The organism is Mesorhizobium sp. A556 (assembly GCF_054489545.1).
Map to the genome: position 1 here is coordinate 142,147 of NZ_JBTMXA010000007.1, position 26,271 is coordinate 168,417.

Here is a 26,271-nt window from a genome sequence, read left to right on the forward strand (position 1 = left end):
GGTCACGACCTCTTCAGCTTGGGGTCGAGCGCGTCGCGCAGGCCGTCGCCGATCAGGTTGATGGCCAGCACCGTAATCAGGATGGCGAGTCCGGGATAGGTGACCACCCAGGGTGCGCGCAGGATGAACTCGCGCGCGTTGGCCAGCATGGTGCCCCATTCGGGCGTCGGCGGCTGTGCGCCCATGCCGAGGAAGCCGAGGGCTGCCGCTTCCAGAATGGCGTTGGAGAACGACAAGGTCGCCTGCACGATGAGCGGGGCGACGCAATTGGGCAGGATGGTCACCAGCATCATGCGCAGATGGCTCGCGCCGGCCACCTTGGCCGATACCACATATTCGCGGTTCTTTTCCGCCATCACGGCGGCACGGGTCAGGCGCGCGAAGTGCGGCTGTAAGACCAGCGCGATGGCCAGCATGGCGTTGAACAGGCCAGGCCCGAGGATCGCCACCAGCACCAGCGCCAGCAGCAGCGAGGGGAAGGACAGGATGATGTCCATGATACGCATGATCAGCGCGTCGACCCAGCCGCGGAAATAGCCGGCGAGCACGCCGAGGATGATGCCGCTGGAGAGAGAGAACACCACCACCATAAGGCCGATGAACAGCGAATAGCGCGCGCCGAAGATGAGGCGTGAAAGCATGTCGCGGCCAACGGCGTCGGTGCCCAGGATGAAGGTCGACTTGCCGCCTTCGCTCCACATGGGCGGCGTCAGCAGCGAATCGCGGAACTGTTCGTCGGGCAGATGCGGCGCGATCAGCGGCGCGAAGATCGCCGCAAGCACCAGCAGCGTGAACACCACGAGGCCGATGACGGCGCCGGTGTTCATCGAAAAATAGTGCCAGAATTCGGCAAAAGCGCGCTGGCGCGGGCCGGTCGGGACGGCGGCGGTAGCTTCGCCTGCGGACTGGTCGGTCATCTACTGCACCCTGATGCGCGGGTTGATGACGGCGTAGAGCACGTCGACGAGCAGGTTCACCGACATGACGATCAGCGCGATGATGAGAAGACCGCTCTGGACGACGACATAGTCGCGCTTGCCGATGGCATCGATCATCCACTTGCCGATGCCGGGCCAGGAGAAGATCGTTTCGGTCAGGATTGCGCCCGCCATCAGCGTTCCGACCTGCAGGCCGATGGTGGTGACCACCGGGATAAGCGCATTGCGGAAGGCATGCAGGCCGATGACGCGGCGGGGCGCCAGGCCCTTGGCGCGGGCGGTGCGCACATAATCCTCGCCCAGCACCTCGAGCATGGCGGACCGCGTCTGGCGCGCGATGACGGCAAGCGGAATGGTCGCCAGCACGATGGAAGGCAAGATGAGATGGCTGACGGCCGAGCCGAACGCACCGGGCCTGCCCGAGATCAGGCTGTCGATCAGCATGAAGCCGGTGACCGGCTTGAAGAAATATTGCAGGCCGATGCGGCCGGAAACAGGCGTCCAGCCAAGATAACCGGAAAAGAAGATGATGAGCAGCAGGCCCCACCAGAAAATCGGCATCGAATAGCCGGTCAGCGCCACGCCCATGGTTGCCTGATCGAACCACGAACCACGCTTGACGGCGGCGAAAATGCCAGCCGGGATGCCGATGGCAACGGCCAGGATAAGCGCGATGGTCGCCAGTTCGAGGGTTGCCGGAAACAGTACCAGGAACTCGCCCAGCACCGGGCGCTTGGTGGCGATGGAGATGCCGAAATCGCCGGTCAGCACGTTGCCGATATAGTTCAGGTATTGCACCACATACGGCTTGTCATAGCCAAAGCGGACGATCAGCTCGGCATAGCGTTCCGGCGAGACGCCGCGCTCGCCCGCCATTGCGAGGATCGGGTCGCCGGGCAAAAGCCGCACGAAAGCGAACGCCGCCAGCGAAATGCCGAACACGGTCGGAATGATGAGGGCCAGCTTCTGGAGAAGGTATCGGAGCATGTTCTTTAATAAAACGGCGGCGCCAGATGTCCAGCGCCGCCGTTCCTTATTTTGATTTCACGATCCTATTCGGTGACATCAACGCCGTCGAAGCGGTGAATGCCGAGCGGATCCATGACGAAGCCGACCACCTTCTTGTTCATGGGCATGAACACCTTGGAATGGGCGATCGTCAGCCACGGAGCCTCACGCTTGAAAACGACCTGAGCCTCTTCGTAGATCTTGGTGCGTTCGGCGACATCCGTGGTGGCCTTGCCCTTCAAGAGCAGGTCCTGGAACTCCTTGTTGCACCAGATCGCGTAGTTGGACTGGCCGATGGCGTCGCAGCCGAGCAGGAACAGGAAGTTGTCCGGATCGCCATTGTCACCCGTCCAGCCAAGCTGGAAGGCGCCGTCGCGATCCTTGGCCTTGCCGCGTTCGCGGTATTCCGTCCACTCGTAGCTGACAATCTCGGCCTTGACGCCAATCTTGGCATAATCGGCCTGTATCAGTTCAGCCACGCGCTTGGCGTTCGGGTTGTATGGACGGCTGACCGGCATCGCCCAGATCTTCATGTTCAGATCCTTGACCCCGGCATCGGCCAGCATCTTCTTGGCCGCTTCCGGATCGTAGGGATCGTCCTTGACGTCCTTGTTGTAGGACCACATCGTCGGCGGGATCGGGTTGATGGCAACCTGGCCGGCGCCCTGATAGACCGCGTCGATGATCGCCTGCTTGTTGACGGCCATGTTGAGGGCCTTGCGGACCTCGACCTTGTCGAAGGGCGGCATGGTCGTGTTGTAGGCCATGTAGCCGATGTTCAGGCCTTCCTGCTCCTCGACATTGAGCTTCGTGTCTGCCTGCAGGCCCTTGATGTCGGCAGGTGCCGGATAGGACATGATATCGCATTCGCCGGCCATCAGCTTTTGCGCGCGCACCGCCGGATCGGGGGTGATGGCGAAGATCAGGTCGTCGATCTTCTGGCGGCCGCCGAAATAGCCGTCCCATGCCTGATAGCGGATGACCGCATCGACCTGGTAGTCCACGAACTGGAAGGGGCCGGTGCCTATCGGCTTTTGCGTGAACTGGTCCTTGGTGCCGGCCTTTTCGAGCTGGTCGGCATACTCCTTGGAGACGATGGAAGCGAAGTCCATGCCAAGGTCGGGCAGGAAGGCGACTTCCGGCTTGTTGAGGACGAACTTCACGGTCAGATCATCAACCTTGACGATCTCCTTGAGAAGGTCCGGGAAGCCCATGCCTGCGAAATACTCCCAGCCGGTGCCGGGCAGGTATTCGAACCACGGATTGTCCTTCTTCCACTGACGCTCGAACGAAAAGATGACGTCGGCGGCGGTGAGATCGCGCGTCGGCGTGAAATAGTCGGTGGTCTGGAACTTTACGCCGGGACGCAGCTTGAAGGTGTATTCCAGCCCGTCATCGGACACGGTCCAGCTTTCGGCGAGGCCGGGTGCAATGGTGGTCTTGCCATGCTCGAACTCGACAAGGCGCGAATAGATGGTGCGCGAGGATGCGTCGAAATCGTTGCCGCCGCTCCAGGGCGACGGATCGAAGCCGGCGGGCGAAGCCTCCGAGCAATAAACCAATTGCTTGGCCTCGGCCATGCCGCCCATGACGGTTGCAGCCAGCAAGGCGGCCGCAAAAGCCAGTTTCTTTTTCATTGAAGACTCCCTGATTTGTTTCAAGCCCTTTTTGGCAAGGCTTTCGAAGGCCGCATATAAGCACCATTCTTTTTGGAGTGGAACACCCTGCTTGCATTCCGCCCACAAAGCGAAAAATGATTTACTGGCACCGCGTGACGCAGGATATTTTTCTAATTCCTGTCGTTTTGTCATATATCAATGGTCTTTTTTTCGCCATTTTCGCCTTGACCGTGCGTCGCCTCGGCAACCCTTGCAAGGATCGGGATAGTCCGCGATAGATAGGTGTCCGGCAAGGGAGGAGCGTGTGGCCAAGACGACAGCAAGGATCGGCTCGGCGAAAGACGAGGCACGAACCGCGCCTGCTCCCACAAAGCACGCAGAAAAGGGCGCTTCGTCTAAAAAAGCACCCGAAAAAACGGCCGTCGCCGGAACGAAGGCGACAACGGCTAAGGCGGCTGCAAAGCCCGCTGTAAAAGCAATCCCACAGGCAGCCCGATCCAAAACGCAGACCGCCGCCGGGCGCGAAAAACCGTGGCTTGCCAGCTACCCGAAAAACATGCCGGCCGAGATCGGCGCGTTGCCGAGCGCTTCCATCGGCGAGTTGCTGGTGCGGGCTTGCAAGCAGTTTGCCGGCCAGCCCGCCTTCACCTGCATGGGCAAGAGCCTGACCTATGCCGAGCTTGAGCAGCAATCCCGCGCCTTTGCCGCATGGCTGCAATCGCGCGGCATCCAGAAGGGCGCGCGCGTCGCGCTGATGATGCCGAACGTGTTGCAGTATCCCGTCGCCATGATGGCCTGCCTACATGCCGGCTACGTGGTGGTAAACGTCAATCCGCTCTACACGCGGCGCGAACTGGAGCACCAACTCAAGGATTCCGGCGCAGAGGCGATCGTCATTCTCGAAAATTTTGCGACCACCTTGCAGGCGGTCATCGCGCATACGGCGGTCAAGCATGTGGTTGTCGCCTCGATGGGCGACATGCTGGGTACGCTCAAGGGCGCGCTCGTCAACCTGGTGGTGCGGCGCGTCAAGAAGCTGGTGCCGTCATGGTCGCTGCCCGGCCATGTCAAGTTCAATGCCGCGCTGAAGTCAGGTAGCGCGATGAGCTTCAAGCCGGTGAAGACTGCAGCCGACGACATCGCCTTCCTGCAATATACCGGCGGTACGACGGGCGTCTCCAAGGGCGCGACGCTGCTGCACCGCAACGTACTCGCCAATGTCGCGCAACTGGCTCTGTGGGTGGAGGATGCCTACACGGTCAAGCCGAGGCCGGCGCATCTCACCTATGTCTGCGCGCTGCCGCTCTATCATATCTTCGCCCTGACGGTGAACGCACTGATGGGGATGCAGCAGGGCGCGCAGAACATTCTCATTCCCAACCCGCGCGATATTCCTGGCTTCGTCAAGGAGCTGCAAAAATATCCGGTCCATATATTCCCCGGCCTCAACACGCTGTTCAACGCGCTATTGAACAATGACGACTTTCGCAAACTGGATTTTAGCGCGCTGCGCCTCAGCCTGGGCGGCGGCATGGCCGTGCAGAAGGCCGTCGCCGACCGCTGGAAGGAACTCACCAAGAGCCACATCACCGAAGGCTACGGACTTTCCGAAACGTCGCCGGTGGCCACCGCCAATAAATGCTCGTCGCCCGATTTCACCGGCACCATCGGCCTGCCGCTGCCCTCGACCGAGATCGCCATCCGCGACGACGAGGGCAACGACCTGCCGCTGGGCGAGGTCGGCGAGATCTGCATCAAGGGTCCGCAGGTCATGGGCGGCTACTGGAACCGACCGGACGAGACCGCCAGGGCGATGACCGGCGACGGCTTCTTCAAGTCGGGCGACATGGGCTTCATGGACGCTCAAGGTTTTACCAAGATCGTCGATCGCAAGAAGGACATGATCCTCGTCTCCGGCTTCAACGTCTATCCGAACGAACTGGAGGAAGTAGTCGCCCAGCATCCCGGCGTGCTCGAAGTGGCCGCCATCGGCGTGCCCGACGAGCATTCGGGCGAGGTGCCGAAACTGTTCGTGGTCAAGAAGGACCCGAACCTGACGGAAGCCATGCTGATCGCCTATTGCCGCGAGAACCTGACCGGCTACAAGCGGCCTCGCTCTATCGAGTTCCGGACCGAATTGCCGAAGTCGCCGGTCGGCAAGATTCTGCGCCGAGCGCTGCGGGATAAGACCACAACCTGAAGCTGTGCGATGTAGGCCGAAGTGCCAAGGTCGCGGGTTCTAAGAACAATCGACATGCAGCGATCGGAGCGCGATATGCGCGCAAATCGTTCGGTTCCAGGAACACGATCGAAGGTGGAGGTGGCCTCCATCGAGGTCTTGCGACGACGAACCGGGCGATGCACCATATCCCTATAGGACGCGGCGGATTTTCGCGTTCAAGTTTGTTGAAAGGCCCTTGTGGTGGCCGACACCACTGCTGCCTTTTCGCCGCCTTGAACACAAAAACCGACTCGCGCCACGCCCGATCCATGAATGTCGGTTGATCCTACGGCAAGTCTCCGTAAAGGGGCGCCGGTTTCAGACTGTATGCCCGAAGGCTCCTTGAGCGATAGCCGATCGGCCCCTGCTGCATTGGCGCGTCGTTCCTGTCGACAATGACCGGCCGCCGTGTTCGACAAACCCGCTTCGGCTTTGTCCTTGGGGCCAGGGGTCATTTCCCATTTCCCCCGTTGAAGCCTTGCGAAGCTTCCGCTAAGAAGCTGCGACCGTTCGGTTCGCCGACCGGTTCGTTTTCTGGATCTTATCCGCCGATCCCGAAGGCACCCGTAGCTCAGCTGGATAGAGCGCTGCCCTCCGAAGGCAGAGGTCACAGGTTCGAATCCTGTCGGGTGCGCCAAAAAATCAACCACTTACGAGCACCTCAGACAGCGCTCACCGGTTCAAATGAACCGGCTTGGATCAATATTCGAGCGCTGAAGCCGCTTTTCGTAGGTAATTGGGCGAAAAGCGGGCGTAGACCCTGAACGTGACGCCGGGGTCCGTGTGGCCCAAAAACTGGGCGATCTCGTCCATGCTGATGCCTGCCTCGGCCATCCAGACGGCCGCGCTGTGTCGTAGATCGTGAGGAACGGTGCCCGGAAGCTTGGCGCGCGTGACGGCCGCCGCGACCCCCTTCTTCACGTCCAAGACTTTCTCGCCGCCATACTCGATCACATAGGGCGACTGTGCTGCCTTCTTGGCGGTCAGCAGTTCGGCGCGAGCGCGATCGGTCATCGGCACCACTGCCCTGCCCTTCCGGTTTTTCTCGCCGACCACGGCCAGATGGATAAGCCCGCGCTCGAAATCGATCCGATCCCACGTCAACTGCAGGATGGCCGTCTTTCGGCCGGCAGTCGTCAGCGCCAGGACGCAGAACAGGCGGACATGAGGCTGTATGCATGAGGCGAGCAGTTTGTTGTATTCCGCCTTGGTCAAATGGTTGTCACGCGGCGGTGGGGCGCTCGGCGCTTCGAAGGCGGCACCAGTCACTTTCCGCCAGTTCAGCGCCTGCCGAATGATGTTTATCTCTTTCAGGATGGTCGCATCTTGCCGGCCAGCCAAGCGCCGCATGTCGATGTAATCTCGGCAGGGTTCGCGTGTAATCTGGTCGGGACGCAGATGGGCGAAAGTCGCCTTGGCCTGCTTCCAGCCGAAGACAAGCCGGTCGTGCGCGGCGATCCGGTCTTTCTTCTCGTCGAGGTAGGCTTGAACGATATCGCCGACGAGCGATCCCGGCGGCGCGGCCATGTCCCTTCGAAAGTCGATCAGCCGACGTTCGGCCTCTTCACTATCCTTGGTGCGGAGGGAGCGACGTTGAGTTTCACCGGAATCATCGGACCAGACAGCATACCATGAGCCCCGAAAGAGTTTCGATCTGATCTCTGGCATTCCAACTCCTGCACGCTCTCGACGGAAATCCTGATTAAACGGCCAACGCGGAAAGAAGGCAACTCGCCCTTGGCCACCAGGTCACGGATATGCTGGGCAGAACATTGCCATCTCGCGGCGAGCGTCTCAGGCGTGAAGGACTGAGCATGTCCGACGACGTTGTCGTTCGCGCTCATCACGACTCCCTCCCCAACGATTTCAGCGCATCAGGAACCAATCCGACCGAATCGCAGTTGGTAGCCCGAAAGGGAGACAGAGCCATGCCCGACCCGCGCAAGCCAAATCCAGACCCAGATGTACCGCCAGTACCTGGTCGTGAACCCAGGCCGATTGATGAGCCGGACCCGGATCGACTGCCGGACGAGGAACCAAATCCGAACCCGGACGAGACGAGAAATCCACCGCTGCACGGAATGGCGACCCAGCCGCATCCGATACCCGATCCACAGCCGCCGATGCCTCCGGGGCCAATGCCTGATCCCGGGCCGGACCCTGCGCCGATACCGACAAGGTGAAAGGCCGCGTTCATCGGCCCGCCCTCGCGCTGATCCATATCCACAAGGTGCAGATGGCAAGGCCTATGATAGAGCCGAGCAGCATGCGCTCGACGGGGCGATACCGGGTCGCAAACGGACCCGGTTTATCGGCCAGCAGGCCACCGGCGCGGTCGAGTAGCCAGAATCCGGCCTTGAGCAAGGCAAGGGCTGTCAGGGAGCGGATCAGCCGCATGATCTGCCCTCCATTATCTTGCAGGTGTCATCAAGACGGTTGGTGACTCCGTTCACTGCCTCGCGAACATCGCAAAGGTAGTCCTCGGCGATGTCGGTCGTGTTCCCGAGCGCCAGCCAGATCGTGCGGAGTTCGTTTTCGATCTGGCGAAGCTGGTCAATGCAGTCGACCGGGATATTGCGCTCAGCGCTCATACTGCACCGCCTTTCCGGTCAGCAAGGACCGCGACCGCCTCGTCGAGCAGTCCGCCCGTTCCGGTATTGGCCAGTGCAAAGCGGCGTGAACGATGCCTTTCCCACCGCCCCCCCCCCTCGATTTCAGGACGGTCAGTTGGCGGCTTTCGAGGCCTACAGGGCGGCGAAGCTACTGGCCGACAACGAGCCGACATTCGAGAACGCCATGGCCGCTAAGCGCACGTGGTGGCTTTTTCTCAACATTGTCGACGATGAAGCCACGGCCAACGTCGTGATGTTTCCTCCCGTCAACCCAACCTTTGGAGGCGGCGCTTGACCACCCAAATCACCATCCTTCCAGTTGAACTATTACACCGCCGCGCCGACGCCCGGCCTCTAAACGATGCCGTCCTTGCCGGTCTGTCTGAAAGCATCGAGACGATTGGCCTTGTCAATCCGATCCGCGTCCGCAAGTCGGGAACTGGCTACGAGGTGATCGCCGGAAGTCATCGCTTTGCCGCCTGCGATCTGGCCAGTATGCGGGAAATCCCCTGCATCATCGTGAAGGACGACGATCTTCACGCCGAATTGGCAATGATCGACGAAAACCTCTGCCGGGCGGAACTTTCGCCGGTGGACCGGACGAAGCAAACCGCGCGCCGCAAGGCGATCTACGAGGAATTGCACCCCGAGACTAAGCGGGAATCGACGCTCAAACGGGGCGATGAACTCCCGAGTCGCCAAGTTGGCGAAACGGGACCAGTGGACCGCTTCACGGCGGAAACAGCCGCCGCAACCGGTCGTTCCGAGCGAGCCGTCCAGCGAGACGCGGAGCGGGGCGAAAAGGTCATCGATGAGGCCGCAAACCTCATCCGAGGAACCAAGCTCGACACCGGGGCCTACCTCGACAAGATCAAGCGCCTGCTTCCCAACGAACAGGTCCACGCGGTCAAGCGCGACCTAGCCTATGAGCGCCAGAAGGACAAGGAGCCTCGCCATGGCGGGATAGCCGGACGATACGCCGCCACAGCCTCGAATGGCCAAAGCGAAGGCGGCTCCAAAATGTTCGAGGCCTTCATCGCGATGACGGACAGCATCGTGACAGTTCCAATCGATGATCTGATCCGCTCTGCCGGCCGGCAACGTGCAGTTCTTGGCCAGAGGGCATCAGGCCTTGCCGATCGCATGAGCGCGATTATGGAGGCGCTCGACAAATGAGCGTTCACGCGATGGCATGGGCAAAGAAGCAGAAAACGGGCAGCGCCACGCGCAAGCTCGTCCTTCTGACGATTGCCGACTATGCGAACGATGACGGGGTTGCTTGGCCCAGCCAGCAGACAATCGCGGCTGAGTCGGAGCTTACTGATCGTTCAATTCGGCGCGCGCTTGCCGAACTGGAAAAGCGCGATTTGCTTCGCCGGGAAAAGCGTCCGTCGCTGCCGTCTGGTCAGCTTCAATCGGACAAAATCCACCTAAATTTGGCTGCCATAGGACAACTTGTCCGCAGGTCGCCAAAGCCGAAATCACCAGCGGACTTTCACGCCCGACCAGCGGACACAGAGTCCGGTAAACCACCAAGGAACTATCTTACCCAAGGCGGGGCACTAACCTCTCAAGGTAGAGCACTGACCTACAAGGGTGGGATGCCGGCTTCGGAGGATGCCCTTTGAAGTTCACCCTGCACGATCATCAGGACCACGCGCTCGAATTGCTCCGGCACTCGCTGGCGACGGGCCACAAGCGCCCGATGCTCCAAGCTCCGACCGGTGCCGGCAAGACGGTCATCGGAGCGGCGATCGTTGAAGGTGCTATGGCCAAGGGCAACCCAGTCCTGTTCGTGGTGCCGTTCCTGTCGCTCGTGGACCAGACGGTCGAACGCCTGAACGAGCAGGGCATCACGTCCATCGGCATCATGCAGGCGGACCATCCCGGCACCGACCCGGATCAGCCCATACAGGTGGCCACGATCCAAACATTGATACACCGGCGTATCCCCCGCGCTGGCGTGGTGCTCGTCGATGAGGCCCATAAGTGGTTCGATTTCTACGGTACGTGGATGGCCAAGGACGAATGGCAGAAAGTGCCGTTCATCGGGCTACGGCCTCGCCTTGGACCAAGGGGCTGGGCAAGCACTACGACGATCTGCTTATCCCGACCACGACCAAGCAACTGATCAACACCGTCAACCCGGTCACGGGTCGGACGTACCTTTCGCCCTACAAGGTTTTCGCGCCGTCGCACCCCGACCTGTCGAAGGTTCACACCGTGGCCGGAGACTATCACGAGGGTGAACTGTCCGACGTGATGAGCCAACCGATGCTGATCGCCGATGCGGTGTCGACATGGCTCAAACTTGGCGAGGATCGTCCGACGCTTTGCTTTGGGGTCGACCGCGCCCATGCCCGGAAGCTGGCCGACGAGTTCGAAGCCGCTGGAGTGTCGACCGGCTACATCGACATGGACACGCCTCCCGACGAGAGGAATCTGATCGGCGATAGGCTTCGCAATGGCCAGATCAAGGTTGTCTGCAACGTCTACACCCTCACGACCGGCGTCGATTGGGACGTGCGCTGCATTATCCTGACAAGGCCGACGAAATCGGAAATCCTGTTCACGCAGATAATCGGGCGCGGCTTGCGTTCAACCGAGGGAAAGGCCGATTGCCTGATCCTCGACCATAGCGACACAACGATCCGTCTCGGCTTCGTCGACGATATCCACCACGAGGCGCTGGACACCGGGAAGCACCAGAAGAGTGTCGGGAGCAAGAGGGAACGCCAACTGTCGCTGCCGAAGGAATGCCCGTCCTGTTCGCGTCTCAAGCCGGCTGGCGTTCGGAAATGTCCGTCCTGCGGGTTCGAACCTCAACGGCAGTCGGCAATCGAAGAACGCCAGGGCGAATTGATCGCGCTCAAGGGCAAGAAGAAATCGAAGGAGGACGTCACCCCGCATTCCAAGCAGGAGGTTTGGTCGATGCTGCTCTGGATCCAGCAGGATCGTGACTACAGCTCGAACTACGCGAAAGCAAAATACATGGCCCGCTACGGCACTTGGCCGAACGGTTTGCATCGTGAGCCGAAAGCCCCCGACGCGGCTTTCTTGAATTGGATACGGTCGCAGAACATTCGCTACGCCAAGGGTCGGGCGAAGTCGGAGACGCAACATGCAGCGTGAGCCGATAGCCGACCGCGCGCACGGCAAATGGCGCCATGTACTCGAATGCGTCGGCGTTCCGGTGAAGGCGCTGAGTGGCAAGCATGGCCCGTGCCCGTTTGCCGGCTGTGGCGGCAAGGATCGGTTCCGCTTCGACGACAAGGCCGGAAGCGGGTCGTTCTACTGCTCGCAATGCGGTGCCGGCAAAGGTGTTGAGTTCGCCAAGCGGTTCATGGGCGTGGAATTCAAGGAAGCGGTCAGGGAGATCGAAAAACATCTTGGCGGTGCAGTCGTTATGCCCACGAAGGCCGGGCAGCGCGACGACGACCAAAAAAGCGCGACGACATGAGCGCGTTGTGGAAACGGGCAAAGCCGATCACGCTAGACGATGCCGCCGGTCGATATCTGAACCGGCGTGTTGGGATCGCGACTTTCCCAACTGGACTTCGCCAAGTCGCAGATGAACGCTATTTCGAAGACGGTCAGAGAGCGTCTTGGCACCCCGCCATGATTGCTCGCGTCGATCCTTCCGACGCTGCTCGGAACGCTGGCGAGCGCGCCGCGCTTCACCGCATCTATCTCAGCAAGGAAGGCGACAAGGCCGGGGTGTCTTCGCCGCGCCGGATGCTCGGATTCATGCCAACCGGAGCCGCTGTCCGGCTTATGCCGCACGAAGGCACGCTCGGCATAGCCGAGGGCATCGAAACCGCACTGTCGGCCTCGCTGCTGTTTGGGGTGCCGGTATGGGCAGCGCTCACCGCTGATCTGCTCGCGGCATGGGAACCGCCGGCAAACGTCGAAACCGTCATGGTGTTTGGCGACAACGACGCGAGCTTTACTGGACAGGCCGTGGCCTACGGGCTGGCGAGGCGATTGAAGGCCAAGAAGCTGACGGTCACGGTCGAGTTGCCTCAACGAGCCGGCATCGACTGGAACGACATCCTCCGCGAAAGGAGCGCGGCGGCATGAGCAGGCAATTCACCCACTCCGAAATGGCCGATGAGATCGCCAAGCTGGTCTGGAGCAAACAGACCTGGCTCGACACGTTTTCAACCGGGGCAAAGCGCCGGCCGGAACATGACCTCGAAACGAGGCAACGCGAACTGGGTGTCTTGCAACAGGCCGAGGCCGGCTATCGCAACGCAGCAGAGAGGAAGTCGGCATAATGGTGCAACACGAGAAAGCACCGATGGTCGGCATCCGCATCGACGGTGCCAAGCGCCGCGATCTGAATAAGGAGCGAGTGGCTGGGCGCATGGCGGGTGTCGTCAAGCCTCCACGGACCGACGTGCAAATCCGAGCGACCAACAAGGCGCGACACCAGGCCGACGAACGTGCGCGCCGGCAAACGGCGAAACTTCAGCGCGACGATGGCGGCAAAGAAAGTTCGCAGCTTTCCAAGGTCAAGGTGAAAATCTCAATCGATCGGACAGCACGCCGCACCATTCGTTGTCGGCCCGGCACCTTGGAATGGCGGTACGGCCGCAACAAGCAGAATGCGCTTTTCCACGCTGGCAACCAGTTCGCAATGCTTTGGGAGCGCGCCGGCATTGCTGTGGCGAGTTCCGCCGACTTCCTTCGTGGAACAGCGTCAGGCTATGCGACGGGGATCAGCGACGGGCGCGTGGCCGCAATCGACGACTTGCACGGCGCGGTCGCCAAACTTGGCCATTTCTCGTTTGAAAGGCTGATGATGTACTGCGTCGAGGGCATGACCGCATCCGAGATCGGCAGGCTGGAAATGCGAGGCGAACGGGAGATCGCGATCGTGCTGGCCAATGATCTTCGCCAATGTGCAATCCATTTCCAATTCCTGGGGAATGCGAACAGGTCAATTCGTTCCGCACCCGAAACGAGTTGACCTTTCGTCACGAAACCCCTATACGGATAGTCATGGTGCAAAGTTGCGCCGGTGACCCGCCCCGATTGAGCTGCGGGTTTTGCGTTTTAGGGTACCGCTGACCTGTCTCGGCTCAATCTTTACACGCTTCGTCATCAGTCTTGGCAGCGGCGGTCTTGTCTCCCTGCTGCTGCGCCTCAACATCCTGCTGAGATGTGGCCAAGTTCTTGTCGCCACCGCCTTCCTCAGTTGCGAGCGGCATAGTGTTACCGTCCTTTTTGACGGCATTATTGGCATCGTTTTCCGCTTTCGGCTTCTCGAGCGGAGCGTGTGTGCCGTCCTTGGAAATACCGGCGGTTTGCTCAGTCCCGCTATTTGGTGCCGACTTATCAGGACAGGCAGCAAATGCGGACCCAGCGGTCATCGAAATCGCTGCGACTAGTATCAACAAGCGGTTTTTCATCTAACACGTCCTTCTGTTTAAGTGCCCAATAAACAGAACAGAAGCGCGCATCCTTTTGTTCCAACGACGCCGTCTTTTCAGCAGGACGGAGCAGCCCGGTAGCTCACTGATCTCCAAATCCAGAGTTCGTCCGTTCAAATCGGACCTGCGCAACCAGTTGCCCGCCAAGTGCCCCACACCCCAGGAGCTAGATGTTCAGCGGTTAGCCAGCGCGGGCAAGGCAATTCCTCCCGCCAGAGTGCGGGAACGCCATTTGCGAGGCGGCCGCGTTTGCCGGTTGCCCTTCCTTTGCCTAAAACGGAGGTTACATGACGGTTCCGTGACGATGCTGTTACGGGAGATGATCGTGTCGCAAATAATGCATCCGACAGATAGCAGCGGGGTAACGCAAGGCGATACCATCGAGAATCGCCTAAGCCCGTCAAGCCAATTCCATGTTCGGATTTGCGCTTTAGTCACGGTCGGAATTGTTACCGTCTCTGCCGCGCTGGTCGCTATTCTCTCACCTGACATCCGGCCTTTGCTGTTGCAGGAAGACGGTATCATCGAAATGGGCAGCGTCGTCTTCCTGATCGCAGCAGTGCTCGGGGCAGCAGTTTTGGTTGGGACTTTGGGGCTGCGGATACCGCTTCTGCTGGCGGGCTTGATCGGGTTCGCCGAGCTAATGGATGAAACCAGCTTCGGATCAAGGCTATTCGGATTTGAGCCTCTTCCGCTTTATGGTGGCGGGCAGTTGGACGGCTTTCACGACCTGCTGATCCTTGCATACCGGCTATTGCGCGGCTTCAACCAGGATATCGCCTGGCTGTGGCTGGGCCTGATGCTTGTGGTGTCGATGGGACTGATGACATTCGCCCTGATGAAGGGTATCGGTGGTACTGCGACCCAGCTATCCGGCCATGCTCTGCTCTTCCTGCATGTCGGATTCATCGGCTTGGCGCAGATCATCGACGCCGGCACATCGGCGCGCGTTCTCTCCGCCATGGAAGAAGTCTTCGAGCTTAACGCGGCCATTTTACTGACCTTCTACATTTTACAGCAGGCCCTTTTAATTTCGCACCAGCGAGAGGCGCGGCGGAAGGCGGCTTAGATCAGAGGCGGCCCGATCAGGGATGGGGTCGATCTATTGCGGCAGTTGATTTCTGTCGCTGTCGGGTGGTAAAGGCGCCCCGATGCAGTGTCCTTCATCCAGGGCGCCCGCCGGATCAGTCGATGATGTGTACGACCTTGCGGGTTTCCGGCTCGATCAGAACGGTGCGGCCGTCCATGACGACATACTGATACTTGGTATCCAGCGTGTTTTCGGCAAGCTCACCCGGCTTGAGGATATCCGGGATGATAGCCCCGACTGCCAGTTCAAAGTTGGATGGACGGTCAACGACTACCGGGTTGGTTTTCACGTATTCACGGACCACGATCTCCTGTTCGGGGGAGACTATGACCGTTTGGGCAGCCGCGAATGCGGTTCCCGCGAGAAGGATGGTGATAGCAAGCGTGTTGCGTAACATCATTTCAATATCTCCTGGGTTTACGTGCACCAACCGTTCGCGAGCGAAACGGTTCCGTACACGTGGCACCTCGCTCGGCTTAATGTTTCCGCGTTACCCTTCCGACAGTGCGCGGTGCGAGTAGGCGACGGCCGCCGAAGATAGCCGCAGTCGGTTAATGGTGGCTGGAAAGTCTCGTGAGCGCCTCGCCCGAAAGGGTCCGACTAGGGCAAATATCAGGAGTGGCCATGGGCCAAGTCATCAGTCTCGCCCGAGGCAGGCAGAAACTCGGCAAGGCAATCCCTAAACCCGTCAAGTGCGTGGACTGCGGCGACGACATCGAGACGGCCCGCCTTCAGTCCATGCCGCTGGCTAAACGCTGCATCTCATGTGAGAAGGCCCGCGAGCGTAGGCACAAACGAATGCTGGATTCGATGCGCGACAACGATATCGCGATCATCCGGCGTTGAGATCAGAACTGCGGACGGGAGCTCATCTCTTTGAACGGGGAGCGCATGGAAAGTAGACGGCCAGAAAACCTCATCAGATAGAGGTCGTCCAATATCTCGGGGCACTGATCCGTTGGAGTCTCGACCGTCAGGCTGAATGAACCTTCGAACTTGGACCATTCTTCTGCCGTTCCACCATTTGACAGCCATGACGTATGTACGTGAGCCTCGTCCTCGCTAAAGACCTTCCGCATATCGATGCCGACCGCTGGTTCATGCGTGAGACAGTTGAGAGCGTCCGCTTTCTCCGTTCCATACAGCGCCACGGTCGCTAGTGCCTGTTCACGAACTTGGCTGCTTATTTCGCCAGCCATCGCGTTGACCAGCATCCATCCGAGCGCGGCACCTGACAGGACGGCTGCCGCCAACGTGTGTCGGATAAACATAGCGATCCTCCGCTTTTGAAACAGGAAACCACACATGGCGCTGACCGACAAGCAGCAGGGTCAGGCGCTTAGCCTTCCCCATTCCCGAGCAACGTTGCTAGCAGCTCGATCGAGAGCCTCTTCTGAAAGAATGCCCCTGTTATGGGCAAAGCGTTCAAGCGCCTCACACGCATCTTCAGCCGTTCTCTCACCATTGAGTGCCTTGCGACAAACCTCAAGCGCACCGTGGTAATCCATGTCCGAAATGCCATTCCATTCCAGCAACAGGTCGTAGGCGCCCGAGACGGTTCCCACATCACGGGGAAAGCCGAGGCCTATGAAAACTGATACGGGCTTAGCGAAGGTGAGATTGGTCATTGGTGCCGCTCCATTGTGATGAGGTTCATCCAGCAGCAGAAATAGTCCGAACCGAGATTCGCTCCGTCACAAATGGAGAAAGAGGCAGGCGTTTACGTGAGGATGTACAGGACCGTCATGCCTAGCAAGCCACCAGGCCACCACCCACCAGGCACAGGCGTCAGGAAGCAGCAGAACCTTACGAAAAAGGCCGAGCACGATGCCCGGCCAAGTTCAGAGGGGGAACGCGCCGACCACAGTGGGAGGAGAATGATCAGCGCACGACTGACATAAGGTCGCGCCCTGCCGTTTCAATGATCTGGCTTGGTCCATGTGCTGAGTTCGATGGAGCCAACCTCCCATGCCCAGCAAGCCACCGCAAAGCCCCACCGAGCGAGGCTACGGCAGGCAATGGCAGAAGCTTCGGCTCGAACCTACCCGGCTACTGGAGATCAGTTCTGGGGAACCTTACACTCCAGCATAGGCTTTTCACTTTCGTCATCGGTCAGGTCTCGGAGAAATGCATCGTCGCCTTTCGTCCACCATTCATACCTGCCTGATGTGTATCGCGCACCCGATCCTGAAATGGCTGAGGCGAAAATGATCGACTTGCCCTCGACCGGAACGATAGCGAGAAAGTTTGGGTCTGCGTTCACATAGCTGACGGATAATGATACTCCGTCGCCGCATCCGTATGTCACGGAATTGACGACCGCTTCGGCTGGCATGTCGATTGAGATTGTGACGTTGGGCTGGGTCTGCTGTGCATAGCTGGCGCTAGACGCCAAGCCAGCAGCAATTGCGGTAGCGATTTTGTGAATACGTTTCATGAAGATCCATCGGTTTGTTGGGTCCTGTCGCTGGGAGCAACCAGCTTGAAAGCACATAAGGTAACCGCAGATGGCGCTGGTCGACAAGCAGCGGCGCCGGCATCACCGAACCGCCGAGGCCGAGGCATACCGCAAGCTCTACCGCGATAAGCGCTGGTGCGGTCCACACGGCGTCAGGCAGCAGGCGTTACTGCGCGACCTCTACACCTGCCAGCGCTGCACCTGCCTGCTGGTCGCCGGCAACCGACACCATCCCCGTGCTGCGGTGGTCAACCACAAGACGCCTCACAAGGGAGACCCTGCCTTGTTCTTCGACCTGGAGAACACGGAAGCTGTCTGCAAGTCCTGCCATGACACGCTGATCCAGAAGGAGGAAGCGCGCGGCTACACGATCGGGTGCGATGAGGCAGGCAGGCCAGTGGACCCACAGCATCCATGGAACCTTGAGTGATCTCACATTTCGTCGTTGTAAGGCTCCTTCACCTGACCAACCATACGAGTTAGCTTCGAAAATGAGGGCATGTCCGCCTCTGGCTGACACTGGTTAGCAAGTTGCAGTAGCCTTATCGGAAAGTTGATGGCGTCTCGATTGGACGAGGACATACCCTCAGCCCGCTCCTGGTCAGTCTCGCCTGCCTCAGCCTTGCGTAAGGCGATGTCTAATTCCTCCGCTGAGACGATCCCCTTCCGAACGAGGACGTGATTAAGCGATGCGATGGCCATCAAGAGGCCTTCTAGTTGGAGGTTGGCAACGTTCATGGCTCTGGCTCCCATTTTGTGGGTTCACAACGCACGAACGGCGAAGCCGATCCCAGGTGGGGGTGGGTCAAAGTCTGGAACCGATCCAGATGGAGACCCGCGTCCCCCCTCCGAATTCACCGAGACCAAAATCAAACATAAAAGTTGGGGCCATCCCGTAGGGATGATGTGCATCGAAGGCATAAGCTGGCGCTCCCGAAGGAGCATTGCCGAGACCCCAGCCCGCTTGCTCGCCCGAGGGTCCGCCGCTTGGTGGTTGTAGGCAAGGCACTTCGATTCGGTCGACCAACGATTTGTGACAGGTTCGAAACATGAACGTAATTGAAGGCACCGGCTCCATCGTTGTCGAGCCGGATTGGGAAAGCCTGTTCTCCGATGTGCTGGAGATAGCGGCGGCCAAGGAACACTGGCGCATCGCGACCACGGAATTGAAGGATCGGCAGTTGCTGGCAGCTGCCAATGGTCATTCGATCCAGCGCCTGGTGTGCGCGTATCTGATGTTCGACCGTATGTATCGAGAAGTCGCGGAGAGCGGCGTGGTCTCCAAGCCCCGTCGCGGAAACAACAAAGCTATAGGCCGCACCCGCCGCCATTTTCCAGGCAAACAACCTTCTTCCATCGAGTGTGCCAACGGTACTGTCGGCGCGCCGGGCGAGGTTCAGGATAACAGCATGGGTGTGAAGCTGCGGATCAGCGAAGACACGGCCATCGGCATGTTCAGTCGGCCGCGCCTCGCCATGCAGGAACGCGGCAACGCTCAGACCAACCACCTCGCTTCTCAGCCCGTTCCTGCCGCGCCGGCTGAAGGTGGCATTTTTCTCCAGAATGCCGATCGAAGCCTCTACCGCTGCCGCCTGCACCTGTTCTATTTTCTGCCGCAGTTCCGGGTCGCCCAAGGCCCACAGTACTGAAACGGATTTGGGCGCCGAAAAGGTCACGTCGTAGCCGGGAACGCGGTCAATGCGACCGCCGCCATTGCTGAGCAGCGTGTGACCATCAAGGCCGGTGGCGGCATGCAGCCGCTCGACTGTCCCGCCCCTCACGATGCCGAAGGCGGCGCCGGCAGATATCCACGTTCCCGGCGGCTCGCTGCCGCCGAGATAATATTCGGATTGTGCGAGATAATATCCGGCGCTCGTGCCCGCCGCGATCGTTGCCACCATCGGAAGAGTCTCCACTGATCAATGCCGTCGATGATCACTGGAATTGGGCGCGCGAGATCGGGAACAAATGGAAGAAAGCCGGCCACTTCGGGAAACCTAGGGATCGATAATACGAGCTTGCGAACCAAATGGAGGCTGCGTTCCGCAATATTGAAACCGGACCATGCTGAGATCGTCAGACGCGCTCGTGCCTCGGCCGCCAGCCTCTACCCGTGCCCTTGGTCATCAAGGTGGCGGCGACGTGGAGATGGTCCCGCAGGAAGTCGGCGTCTTCGAGCAGGTCCCGGATCGGGGCGCGCGGCGTTGCCGTGGTGGTGGCCAAGGATCGTGTCGACGAGATCGATGACGGATGTGGGAGTTTAGGACTCGATGAAACCGATCAGGCACAACTGGGTTGCGGCCATGACGGTCTTCGTAGGTGGCTAGAATCTTCTCCGGTCAACGGAATGTGCTCTCGCTTTGTTCCCTTTTTGAGGATGGAACCAAGACGCAGCGTTTACGAGTGGTGGCCAGTTGATTCTTAAATCTTAACACGTAGGTTGTCTTTCCGATCTCTGAACTCAAAGCAATGGCCGACGAACCCGAAGTCTGGAAGCCTGGAAGTTTTACGAAGAATTTTAGCTGGGGCGACAACGCCGCCGGGATGCGCGAGCTATACGACATCATCAAGCTCGGTTTCGAGAACCGGATGGAAGATGTATCTCGCGCTGACTTTCGTGCGCGGATCCATGGTTCGGGCCGACCGGACTATATCCCCATCAACTCCGCCTTTCCGACCAGATTGTCGAGGTGCTCAGCGCCGATATCAACAGCGGCGCGATCCAGCCCCAGGAGTGCCTTCCCTCCGAGGCGGAACTGGCAGACAGCTTTGAGGTCAGCCGCTCGGTCATCCGCGAAGCGATTTCGCGCATGAAGGCGGACGGTCTGGTCATCAGCAAGCAGGGGCTGGGAGTGTTCGTGACCGCAGCGGACGACATCGCAAGACCGTTTCGAATCGAAGACACGCAGAACCCTGAGATCGTGCGCGAGATATTCGAGCTGCGCGTCGGCGTGGAGGCCGAGGCCGCCGCCCTCGCCGCACTGCGCCGGACCAAGACTGACCTGCGAACGTTCAAGGACGTTTTCAAGAGCCTGGTGGCAGGAACGTCAGACCTTGAATTGGGCGTTGCGGCCGACCTGGAGTTCCACCTGGCAATTTCGAAGATGTCCAAGAACAGCCAGATCACCAGATTCACCAGTTATCTCGAGAAGGTCCTGCGAGAGAACATCAGCGTAGCGCGGCACAATTCAGCCAAAACCGCCGGATATGCAGAGTTGGTTCTCAATGAGCATCGCGTCATCTATGACGCCATCTGCGGAGGCGATGCCGAGGCTGCCAGACGCGGCCTGCGCGCGCATTTGGAAAGCGCTCAGAAGCGTCTGGGTATTCGCTAGAAAGCCGGTGCTATCAATCGTAGAGATGGAAAATACGTGCGGTAGCGACCAACATCCCGGGTCAACACAGGAAGTTGGCTGACCGCCGCATGGGCGCCAATGAAAAAGTCCGGCAATACGCCAGTACGCGATCCGACCGCATGGCGATATTTTGTGAGCACCTTTCCGGCTAGAAACAGGGCTGCCCGGGGCATCGGCACCATCTCCAACCCGGCCTCGTCGAGAAACCTGTCAAGATCTTCGACCCTGTCGTAGCGGACAGCGAGTTCTGCATAGACGACATCGTTGATAACCAGCGGCCCATCAAGGCTGGCCGCCTCAAGCTGCGCGATCGACCAATCCGCCCAACGTTGGTCAGGCAGAAGCAGCTTCGATCGCTGCCAGTGCGATACGCTCGTCATTATCTGAAGACTCGCCCGACACGCCGACAGCGCCGATGACAGCGCCAGACGCATCCCGCACGAACACACCTCCAGCCGTTGGAACCATTCCCCCGACTATATGCGCGATACCTGCGAGGAAGTGTGGCGGTTTTGCTGCCAGTTCCCGGGTGGTTTCTCCCATCGCAAGTGCGGCATTGGCCTTGGCGATGGCGATTTCGGCCCGCCGAATACTGCAACCGTCATCGACCAGAACGGCACGAACCGAGCCTCTCGCATCGAGTACGGCCGCTGCAACCGGCTTGAACCCGCCGGACCGCGCCTGCTCGATCATGGTAGTACACAACGCTTGGGCATAGGCGAGCTTCATCGATTATCTCCTAGTGACGAATTAGTCTTCCTTGAAGACGATTTCGCGTTTCCGGGTAACGCTTGGCAGGGCAACGATCAGGATCAGGATTGCTGCAACAGCCAGCATGGCGGCACTGATCGGGCTGGTGACGAAAACGCTCAAGTCACCGCGTGATATGAGCAGCGCGCGCCGGAAATACTCTTCCAGCATCGGCCCAAGAATGAAGGCTAGCAGCAATGGTGCCGGTTCCGCGCCAAGACGCTTGAGCGCATAGCCAAAAAGACCAAAGCCAGCCATCAGGAAGATGCCGAAATTGTTGTTCTCCAGACTGTAAACGCCAACGCAGCAGAACATCAGGATCGCCGGGAATAGAAAATGATAGGGAATGCTGGCCAGCTTGGCCCACATGCCTACCAGCGGCAGGTTCAGGACCACCAGCATCAGGTTGCCGATCCACATCGAGACAATGAGCCCCCAGAACAAGGTCGGGTTCTCCGTGATCACGGACGGTCCGGGCTGTATGCCTTGCAGGATCAGCGCGCCAACCATCATCGCCATGACCGCATTGGAGGGAATGCCAAGCGTCAGCATGGGGATGAAGGATGTCTGCGCACCGGCATTGTTGGCGGATTCCGGCGCCGCGATCCCCTCGATGGCGCCATGGCCAAATTCCGCACTGTTGGGCGAGCATCTTTTCTCGATGGCGTAAGCGGCAAAGGCCGACATGAGCGCGCCCCCGCCGGGCAGCACGCCCAGCACCGAACCAATGGCGGTCCCGCGCAGAATCGGCTTCCACATCCGTGAATAATCAGCGCGTGTCGGCCAAAGGGACGTAACCTTTTGCGTGGTGATACGCTTCGACTGCTCATGAATGTTGGCCATGATCTCGCCAAGCCCGAACACGCCCATCGCGATCACCACGAAGTCGATGCCATCGGACAACTGCATGCTGCCGAAACTGTAGCGCGCCAGCCCGGAATTCACGTCGATCCCGACAAAGCCCAGAAGAATGCCTATCAGGATCATCGCGAGCGCATGAAACAGCGAGCCGCTGGCCAGAACAACGGATGCAATCAGCCCCAACACCATGAGAGCGAAATACTCCGCCGCCCCGAACTGGATCGCGAGGCCGGCAAGGATTGGCGCGAAGACCACGATCACGCCCGTGGCAATTGTGCCTGCAACGAAGGACCCGATCGCAGCGGTGGCCAGCGCCACGCCGGCACGCCCATTGCGCGCCATCTGATGACCGTCGAGCGTCGCCACGACAGCCGAGGATTCGCCGGGAAGATTGATCAGGATCGCGGTCGTCGAGCCGCCATACTGAGCACCGTAATAGATGCCTGCAAGCATGATGAGCGCGGTGGTGGGATCGAGACCGTAGGTAATCGGCAGCAGCATGGCGATGGTGGCGACCGGACCGAGGCCGGGCAGGACGCCGACAGCGGTTCCAAGGAAGACGCCAATAAAGCAATAGGTTACATTACCTAGGCTGAGCGCTGTCGAGAAGCCGAGGGAAAGATTATCAAGATAGGACATAATTAATTACCCAGGCAGATTTATATAAGGGATCGGCAGGCCCAGGAATCTCACGAATATATAAGAAAATCCTCCCGTCAGGACGATGGCGCCGGCAATCGGGATTGGCTTCAACCTGAATTCGGGACTCGCGGTGGCAGCCATCAGAATGAGCAGCAGCGTCGATGGGAACAGGCCTATCCGATCGCAGACAATTGCAAATGTCACGACCGACACGACCACGATCATGATCGGCAGAGCACCCTTGGATATTAAACGAATGGAGGAAAATTTCGGCCGGCCGGCGGCAATGGCCCGACCAATACTGATGGCCGCAAAAACGAGCAGAAGAGAAGAGATCACGATCGGCAGGAATCCCGGCCCCATGCGCGAGATGCTGCCCAGCGGATAATTCAGGCCGATGAATAGACCCAACGCACCCAGCGTCAGATAGATCAGACCGAGACCAAGAGCACTTTGGTTCAAGACATCGCCCCCATATTTTTCTTGAATGGAAAAAGGCGGATGAGATCGCTTGCCCCATCCGGCCCTGCTCTTGATCAGTTGACCGTGGCGCCCGAGATCTTGATGACCTCACCCCACTTTTCGAGATCGGCCTTGATCTTTGCGCGGAACTCGTCACGGGTGGCGATCAGTGTGTCGCCTCCTTCGTTTTGGAGTTTTGCGCGGACTGCATCGTCCGTGATGGCCTTCTGAGCAGCCTCGAACAGCCTGTCGATGACTGCCGAGTCTGTTCCAGCCGGTGCGAACAATCCATACCAGGTTCCGGCATTGAAGCCCGGATAACCCTGCTCCGCGATTGTCGGAATGTCAGGCAGCGTCGGGCTGCGCTTGTCTGCGGAAACCGCAATCGGCCGCAGTCCGCCCGCCCGGATCTGACCGAGTGCCGTCGGAATGGACGACAGCATGAAGTCGATGCGTCCGCCGACCACATCGACGATGGCGGGTGCTGCGCCCTTGTAGGGAATTTGATTGAACGTCACGCCAGCCGTCGTCTCAAGAAGTTCGCCCGTCAGATGAGAGACGGTTCCGTTGCTTGCCACGGCAAGGCTCAGGGCCCCGTCCGCCTTGCGTGCGGCCTCGATCAGATCCGTCATATTCTTGAGCGGCGAATCTTTCGGCACCACCACGACATTGGGCGCGTCCGCGAGCAGCGAGATCGGAATGAAGCTCTCGATCGGATCGTATGGCAGGGAAGAATACAGACCTGGATTGATCGCAAAATGCGACGTCTGCCCCATGAAGATCGTATAACCATCCGGTTGTGAATGGGCGACGTATTCGGCGCCGATGCTTCCGGCAGCACCTGGCTTGTTCTCGACCACGATGGGCTGGCCAAGCTCTTTGCTCATGTACTCGGCGACGACGCGCGTGACGACGTCCATGCCGCCCCCGGGCGAACCTGGGACGATGAAGGTGATCGGCTTGGACGGATAAGTTTCCGCGTGAAGAGGTGCTCCCATCAGCATGGTGGCACCAACGGCACCGACGATCATAAGTGACCGGCGAGACATTTTTGAAATATTCATATGCGTTCCTCCCTGTTGCTTTAGTTCACGTAGTATTCGTCGGGCCGGTTTCTGTTCCGCTTTCTGGAACTGAACTTCCATAAAGCAGCCCGGCCTTGATTTTCGGAAAAGTCGTCGCCGGATCCGTGATCGGCAGCCCGTGCGCGGGCGCAATGAAGCGCGCGTCCAACTTTCTCACAAGATATTCCAGGCGATTGGCGTAGTGGTTCATGTCGGTGAATTTAGTCCAGAACAGAGCCCGGTCGGCGAAAACGGCCGATACTTCCGGTATGTCCAGCGAGATGGCCTCCTCCGCAAACAGGCCGCAATGTCCGTCTTCGTGGTAATGGCTGTAAGCAAAGCCATCTCCCGGAAACAGGACTTTTGCCTTGTCGTCAAAGCCCCACCAGGTCGTGCGCAGATCGCGGATCACCGGCTCGACCAGGTGAAATCCGCGCCCGCCGAGATCGATGGTGTCGCCGCCCCCCATGGATGTCATGCGGTGGGCGAATTGTGGGAAGGCCAGGTGGTAATCCGACATGTCGCCGCACAGCATCACATCGTCGTAATCCTCCAGGATGCGACCCAGCCCTCCCGAATGTGGCGTTTCCTGATGCGTCACGAACAGATAGCGCAGCGGCGGCTGCCCCTTGAGCAGGGTTTGAAGCTGCCCCGCCAGCAAAGGATAATCCTTGGGATGGCCGGTCTCGACGAGCAGGGATGCCTCCGTGCCGATCACCAGATAGGCGGCATTATAGGTATGGTAGATTTTGCCGTTGGCATGCTGCTCCAGACAATCGCCCAGCCAATGGACGCCGGGAGCAAGTTCACGGGGCGTGCCTTTGCCTTGCTGGGAAGCGGTCATCGGATGAGGTCCCTGTCGACATAGGCGCATGGGGTGACCGAGCGGTCCAGGCTGTGAAGTGCTTCGATAAGCCGGTCGAACTGGCGGTTCACGGCGTCGCGGCCTTCCGAAATCTTGCCGTAGCCAGGGGCGATGCGCTCAATGGAGTATTGGTGCCGGATGGCATCGATCTTGTCGCAAAGCTCCTGCGTCTTTCCACCCTCCAGCCACCAGTAGCGCGTGTTCAAAAGAAAACTGCGGATGTGCTGTATGTCCGCAACATCATCAGCATTATCGATCAGCCATGGCCCTTCGGGTGCCTGGCTCCATTCGTGGGTGAAACTGTCGGAACTGAACAGCGTACCTGTGTTCGGGTCCACGACCCAGCGTGTTCCGATCAGCCGTATGGGAGCCTGGAACGCGTGCAACTTGCGGTTGCCTGTCGAACCCAGGTCGATGTCCTGCCGCCTGGCGACAAGGGTCGTCTTGAGGGAGTAGTCCGCAGGGCGCTCCACATGCCGCGAGAACGCAACCCAGAGGGCGGCGTCCGGATTGCCGGAGTAACATTGCTTGGCACGGAAAGTTTGCGCGATCACCTCGACATTGCAAACCGACATGTATTCATTCAGCCGCAGCGGGTAGATCGACAGTTCGTCGCCGTCCGCCAGAAGCTCGCGCAGCCTGGCGATGATCGCATCGCGATGCGCTGTGTATCCGGTGTCCAGGAGCAGGGCATCCTTGCCTTCCTTCAGCAGGTAGCAATGCCCCTTGGTGTAGCCTGTCGCATTGGCCGGATAAGAACTTACACGGCCATCCAGCCGGATCGTGCTCGCGATAGAATAAAGCCTGTCCGGGACGAGTTCGATGACATCCGTGACCGCGCTGTCTTGAGAAGGGTTGAGCGGATCGCTCTTCGCGTTCAAAAACATATG

At 59.5% G+C, this 26,271-nt stretch carries 35 protein-coding genes, 1 tRNA gene and 2 pseudogenes; 16 read left to right on the forward strand and 22 right to left on the reverse strand.

Annotation, left to right across the window (positions count from 1 at the left end):
- Positions 1-2 precede the first annotated feature (2 nt).
- The 3 genes from ACX3P0_RS15680 to ACX3P0_RS15690 form a co-directional block, all read right to left on the reverse strand.
- Positions 3-917 carry an ABC transporter permease subunit gene (locus ACX3P0_RS15680; RefSeq protein ID WP_459089845.1) on the reverse strand — a complete coding sequence of 305 codons (915 nt, stop codon included), beginning with the start codon at positions 915-917 and terminating at the stop codon, positions 3-5.
- Positions 918-1,925: an ABC transporter permease subunit gene (locus ACX3P0_RS15685; RefSeq protein ID WP_459077781.1), complete on the reverse strand. Its 1,008-nt coding sequence runs from the start codon at positions 1,923-1,925 to the stop codon at positions 918-920.
- 65 nt (positions 1,926-1,990) lie between these two features.
- Positions 1,991-3,583 (reverse strand): ABC transporter substrate-binding protein, encoded by a 1,593-nt coding sequence (locus ACX3P0_RS15690; RefSeq protein ID WP_459089846.1) that lies wholly within the window; start codon positions 3,581-3,583, stop codon positions 1,991-1,993.
- Between the two features lie 256 nt (positions 3,584-3,839).
- Between ACX3P0_RS15690 and ACX3P0_RS15695 the strand changes: the two genes are divergently transcribed.
- Complete coding sequence (locus tag ACX3P0_RS15695) at positions 3,840-5,765, forward strand: long-chain-fatty-acid--CoA ligase (RefSeq protein WP_459089993.1); 1,926 nt, start codon at positions 3,840-3,842, stop codon at positions 5,763-5,765.
- 581 nt (positions 5,766-6,346) lie between these two features.
- A tRNA-Arg gene (locus ACX3P0_RS15700) sits at positions 6,347-6,423 on the forward strand.
- A 62-nt stretch (positions 6,424-6,485) separates the two neighbouring features.
- Here ACX3P0_RS15700 and ACX3P0_RS15705 read toward each other — a convergent pair.
- From ACX3P0_RS15705 to ACX3P0_RS15720, 4 genes are all read right to left on the reverse strand, one after another.
- Positions 6,486-7,313 (reverse strand): tyrosine-type recombinase/integrase, encoded by an 828-nt coding sequence (locus tag ACX3P0_RS15705; protein WP_459089847.1) that lies wholly within the window; start codon positions 7,311-7,313, stop codon positions 6,486-6,488.
- Between the two features lie 17 nt (positions 7,314-7,330).
- The gene (locus tag ACX3P0_RS15710) at positions 7,331-7,630 is read right to left on the reverse strand and encodes a helix-turn-helix domain-containing protein (protein WP_459089848.1); all 300 of its coding nucleotides are present in this window, start codon (positions 7,628-7,630) and stop codon (positions 7,331-7,333) included.
- 349 nt (positions 7,631-7,979) lie between these two features.
- Entirely contained in the window at positions 7,980-8,183 is a 204-nt protein-coding gene (locus ACX3P0_RS15715) for a hypothetical protein (protein WP_459089849.1), read from the reverse strand.
- Positions 8,174-8,377: a hypothetical protein gene (locus tag ACX3P0_RS15720; protein WP_459089850.1), complete on the reverse strand. Its 204-nt coding sequence runs from the start codon at positions 8,375-8,377 to the stop codon at positions 8,174-8,176. The genes ACX3P0_RS15715 and ACX3P0_RS15720 overlap by 10 nt, the downstream gene beginning before the upstream one ends.
- A gap of 136 nt (positions 8,378-8,513) precedes the next feature.
- On the opposite strand from ACX3P0_RS15720, the gene ACX3P0_RS15725 reads away from it, so the two are divergent.
- From ACX3P0_RS15725 to ACX3P0_RS15765, 9 genes are read left to right on the forward strand one after another with little or no spacing between them, the layout of a single operon-like run.
- Positions 8,514-8,693: a hypothetical protein gene (locus ACX3P0_RS15725; RefSeq protein WP_459089851.1), complete on the forward strand. Its 180-nt coding sequence runs from the start codon at positions 8,514-8,516 to the stop codon at positions 8,691-8,693.
- Positions 8,690-9,574, forward strand: a complete 885-nt coding sequence (locus tag ACX3P0_RS15730) for a ParB/RepB/Spo0J family partition protein (protein WP_459089852.1) — start codon at positions 8,690-8,692, stop codon at positions 9,572-9,574. Before ACX3P0_RS15725 ends, ACX3P0_RS15730 begins: the two co-directional genes overlap by 4 nt.
- The gene (locus ACX3P0_RS15735; protein ID WP_459089853.1) at positions 9,571-10,026 is read left to right on the forward strand and encodes a helix-turn-helix domain-containing protein; all 456 of its coding nucleotides are present in this window, start codon (positions 9,571-9,573) and stop codon (positions 10,024-10,026) included. The genes ACX3P0_RS15730 and ACX3P0_RS15735 overlap by 4 nt, the downstream gene beginning before the upstream one ends.
- The gene (locus tag ACX3P0_RS15740; RefSeq protein ID WP_459089854.1) at positions 10,023-10,529 is read left to right on the forward strand and encodes a DEAD/DEAH box helicase; all 507 of its coding nucleotides are present in this window, start codon (positions 10,023-10,025) and stop codon (positions 10,527-10,529) included. The genes ACX3P0_RS15735 and ACX3P0_RS15740 overlap by 4 nt, the downstream gene beginning before the upstream one ends.
- The gene (locus ACX3P0_RS15745; RefSeq protein WP_459089856.1) at positions 10,427-11,530 is read left to right on the forward strand and encodes a DEAD/DEAH box helicase; all 1,104 of its coding nucleotides are present in this window, start codon (positions 10,427-10,429) and stop codon (positions 11,528-11,530) included. The genes ACX3P0_RS15740 and ACX3P0_RS15745 overlap by 103 nt, the downstream gene beginning before the upstream one ends.
- Positions 11,520-11,858, forward strand: coding sequence for a primase-helicase zinc-binding domain-containing protein (locus ACX3P0_RS15750; RefSeq protein ID WP_459089858.1), 339 nt, complete (start codon positions 11,520-11,522; stop codon positions 11,856-11,858). Before ACX3P0_RS15745 ends, ACX3P0_RS15750 begins: the two co-directional genes overlap by 11 nt.
- On the forward strand, positions 11,855-12,478 hold the full coding sequence (locus ACX3P0_RS15755) for a toprim domain-containing protein (protein ID WP_459089860.1): 624 nt from the start codon (positions 11,855-11,857) through the stop codon (positions 12,476-12,478). The genes ACX3P0_RS15750 and ACX3P0_RS15755 overlap by 4 nt, the downstream gene beginning before the upstream one ends.
- Entirely contained in the window at positions 12,475-12,675 is a 201-nt protein-coding gene (locus ACX3P0_RS15760; RefSeq protein ID WP_459089862.1) for a hypothetical protein, read from the forward strand. The genes ACX3P0_RS15755 and ACX3P0_RS15760 overlap by 4 nt, the downstream gene beginning before the upstream one ends.
- Positions 12,675-13,370, forward strand: coding sequence for a hypothetical protein (locus ACX3P0_RS15765; RefSeq protein ID WP_459089864.1), 696 nt, complete (start codon positions 12,675-12,677; stop codon positions 13,368-13,370). The genes ACX3P0_RS15760 and ACX3P0_RS15765 overlap by 1 nt, the downstream gene beginning before the upstream one ends.
- 112 nt (positions 13,371-13,482) lie before the next feature.
- Here the strand turns inward: ACX3P0_RS15765 and ACX3P0_RS15770 are convergent, their stop codons facing one another.
- On the reverse strand, positions 13,483-13,812 hold the full coding sequence (locus ACX3P0_RS15770) for a hypothetical protein (protein WP_459089866.1): 330 nt from the start codon (positions 13,810-13,812) through the stop codon (positions 13,483-13,485).
- A 340-nt stretch (positions 13,813-14,152) separates the two neighbouring features.
- Between ACX3P0_RS15770 and ACX3P0_RS15775 the strand changes: the two genes are divergently transcribed.
- Complete coding sequence (locus tag ACX3P0_RS15775) at positions 14,153-14,902, forward strand: hypothetical protein (RefSeq protein ID WP_459089868.1); 750 nt, start codon at positions 14,153-14,155, stop codon at positions 14,900-14,902.
- A gap of 115 nt (positions 14,903-15,017) precedes the next feature.
- Here the strand turns inward: ACX3P0_RS15775 and ACX3P0_RS15780 are convergent, their stop codons facing one another.
- The gene (locus ACX3P0_RS15780; RefSeq protein WP_459089870.1) at positions 15,018-15,323 is read right to left on the reverse strand and encodes a DUF1236 domain-containing protein; all 306 of its coding nucleotides are present in this window, start codon (positions 15,321-15,323) and stop codon (positions 15,018-15,020) included.
- Between the two features lie 224 nt (positions 15,324-15,547).
- Between ACX3P0_RS15780 and ACX3P0_RS15785 the strand changes: the two genes are divergently transcribed.
- Positions 15,548-15,769: a TraR/DksA C4-type zinc finger protein gene (locus tag ACX3P0_RS15785; protein ID WP_459089872.1), complete on the forward strand. Its 222-nt coding sequence runs from the start codon at positions 15,548-15,550 to the stop codon at positions 15,767-15,769.
- Between the two features lie 2 nt (positions 15,770-15,771).
- Here the strand turns inward: ACX3P0_RS15785 and ACX3P0_RS15790 are convergent, their stop codons facing one another.
- The 3 genes from ACX3P0_RS15790 to ACX3P0_RS15800 all read right to left on the reverse strand — a co-directional run bounded on the left by ACX3P0_RS15790 (position 15,772) and on the right by ACX3P0_RS15800 (position 17,360).
- Positions 15,772-16,194: a hypothetical protein gene (locus tag ACX3P0_RS15790; protein ID WP_459089874.1), complete on the reverse strand. Its 423-nt coding sequence runs from the start codon at positions 16,192-16,194 to the stop codon at positions 15,772-15,774.
- Between the two features lie 60 nt (positions 16,195-16,254).
- The gene (locus ACX3P0_RS15795; RefSeq protein WP_459089876.1) at positions 16,255-16,551 is read right to left on the reverse strand and encodes a DUF982 domain-containing protein; all 297 of its coding nucleotides are present in this window, start codon (positions 16,549-16,551) and stop codon (positions 16,255-16,257) included.
- Positions 16,552-16,982: 431 nt separating this feature from the next.
- Complete coding sequence (locus ACX3P0_RS15800; protein ID WP_459089878.1) at positions 16,983-17,360, reverse strand: MliC family protein; 378 nt, start codon at positions 17,358-17,360, stop codon at positions 16,983-16,985.
- Between the two features lie 70 nt (positions 17,361-17,430).
- Between ACX3P0_RS15800 and ACX3P0_RS15805 the strand changes: the two genes are divergently transcribed.
- The gene (locus ACX3P0_RS15805; RefSeq protein WP_459089880.1) at positions 17,431-17,811 is read left to right on the forward strand and encodes an HNH endonuclease; all 381 of its coding nucleotides are present in this window, start codon (positions 17,431-17,433) and stop codon (positions 17,809-17,811) included.
- 2 nt (positions 17,812-17,813) lie between these two features.
- On the opposite strand, the gene ACX3P0_RS15810 is transcribed toward ACX3P0_RS15805, so the two are convergent.
- Positions 17,814-18,119, reverse strand: a complete 306-nt coding sequence (locus ACX3P0_RS15810) for a hypothetical protein (RefSeq protein WP_459089882.1) — start codon at positions 18,117-18,119, stop codon at positions 17,814-17,816.
- 311 nt (positions 18,120-18,430) lie between these two features.
- On the opposite strand from ACX3P0_RS15810, the pseudogene ACX3P0_RS15815 reads away from it, so the two are divergent.
- Positions 18,431-18,625: pseudogene (locus tag ACX3P0_RS15815) on the forward strand (P27 family phage terminase small subunit); the annotation flags it as partial.
- Positions 18,626-18,748: 123 nt separating this feature from the next.
- Here ACX3P0_RS15815 and mobF read toward each other — a convergent pair.
- Together mobF and ACX3P0_RS15825 are read right to left on the reverse strand one after the other, a co-directional pair.
- Positions 18,749-19,282 (reverse strand): annotated as a pseudogene (gene mobF / locus ACX3P0_RS15820) (MobF family relaxase); the annotation flags it as partial.
- Between the two features lie 175 nt (positions 19,283-19,457).
- On the reverse strand, positions 19,458-19,604 hold the full coding sequence (locus ACX3P0_RS15825) for a hypothetical protein (protein ID WP_459089884.1): 147 nt from the start codon (positions 19,602-19,604) through the stop codon (positions 19,458-19,460).
- 458 nt (positions 19,605-20,062) lie between these two features.
- On the opposite strand from ACX3P0_RS15825, the gene ACX3P0_RS15830 reads away from it, so the two are divergent.
- Positions 20,063-20,716: a FadR/GntR family transcriptional regulator gene (locus tag ACX3P0_RS15830; protein ID WP_459089995.1), complete on the forward strand. Its 654-nt coding sequence runs from the start codon at positions 20,063-20,065 to the stop codon at positions 20,714-20,716.
- Here the strand turns inward: ACX3P0_RS15830 and ACX3P0_RS15835 are convergent.
- The 7 genes from ACX3P0_RS15835 to ACX3P0_RS15865 all read right to left on the reverse strand — a co-directional run bounded on the left by ACX3P0_RS15835 (position 20,713) and on the right by ACX3P0_RS15865 (position 26,268).
- The gene (locus ACX3P0_RS15835; protein ID WP_459089885.1) at positions 20,713-21,117 is read right to left on the reverse strand and encodes a type II toxin-antitoxin system VapC family toxin; all 405 of its coding nucleotides are present in this window, start codon (positions 21,115-21,117) and stop codon (positions 20,713-20,715) included. The genes ACX3P0_RS15830 and ACX3P0_RS15835 overlap by 4 nt on opposite strands.
- The gene (locus tag ACX3P0_RS15840; RefSeq protein WP_459077713.1) at positions 21,071-21,466 is read right to left on the reverse strand and encodes a GlcG/HbpS family heme-binding protein; all 396 of its coding nucleotides are present in this window, start codon (positions 21,464-21,466) and stop codon (positions 21,071-21,073) included. Before ACX3P0_RS15840 ends, ACX3P0_RS15835 begins: the two co-directional genes overlap by 47 nt.
- A gap of 21 nt (positions 21,467-21,487) precedes the next feature.
- Positions 21,488-22,987 (reverse strand): tripartite tricarboxylate transporter permease, encoded by a 1,500-nt coding sequence (locus ACX3P0_RS15845; RefSeq protein ID WP_459077712.1) that lies wholly within the window; start codon positions 22,985-22,987, stop codon positions 21,488-21,490.
- A gap of 6 nt (positions 22,988-22,993) precedes the next feature.
- A complete protein-coding gene (locus ACX3P0_RS15850; protein ID WP_459089887.1) occupies positions 22,994-23,452 on the reverse strand; it encodes a tripartite tricarboxylate transporter TctB family protein in 459 nt (152 codons plus the stop codon).
- Positions 23,453-23,526: 74 nt separating this feature from the next.
- Positions 23,527-24,483 carry a Bug family tripartite tricarboxylate transporter substrate binding protein gene (locus tag ACX3P0_RS15855; protein WP_459089889.1) on the reverse strand — a complete coding sequence of 319 codons (957 nt, stop codon included), beginning with the start codon at positions 24,481-24,483 and terminating at the stop codon, positions 23,527-23,529.
- Between the two features lie 58 nt (positions 24,484-24,541).
- The gene (locus ACX3P0_RS15860; RefSeq protein WP_459089891.1) at positions 24,542-25,360 is read right to left on the reverse strand and encodes an MBL fold metallo-hydrolase; all 819 of its coding nucleotides are present in this window, start codon (positions 25,358-25,360) and stop codon (positions 24,542-24,544) included.
- The gene (locus tag ACX3P0_RS15865) at positions 25,357-26,268 is read right to left on the reverse strand and encodes a hypothetical protein (protein WP_459089893.1); all 912 of its coding nucleotides are present in this window, start codon (positions 26,266-26,268) and stop codon (positions 25,357-25,359) included. Before ACX3P0_RS15865 ends, ACX3P0_RS15860 begins: the two co-directional genes overlap by 4 nt.
- Positions 26,269-26,271 lie beyond the last annotated feature (3 nt).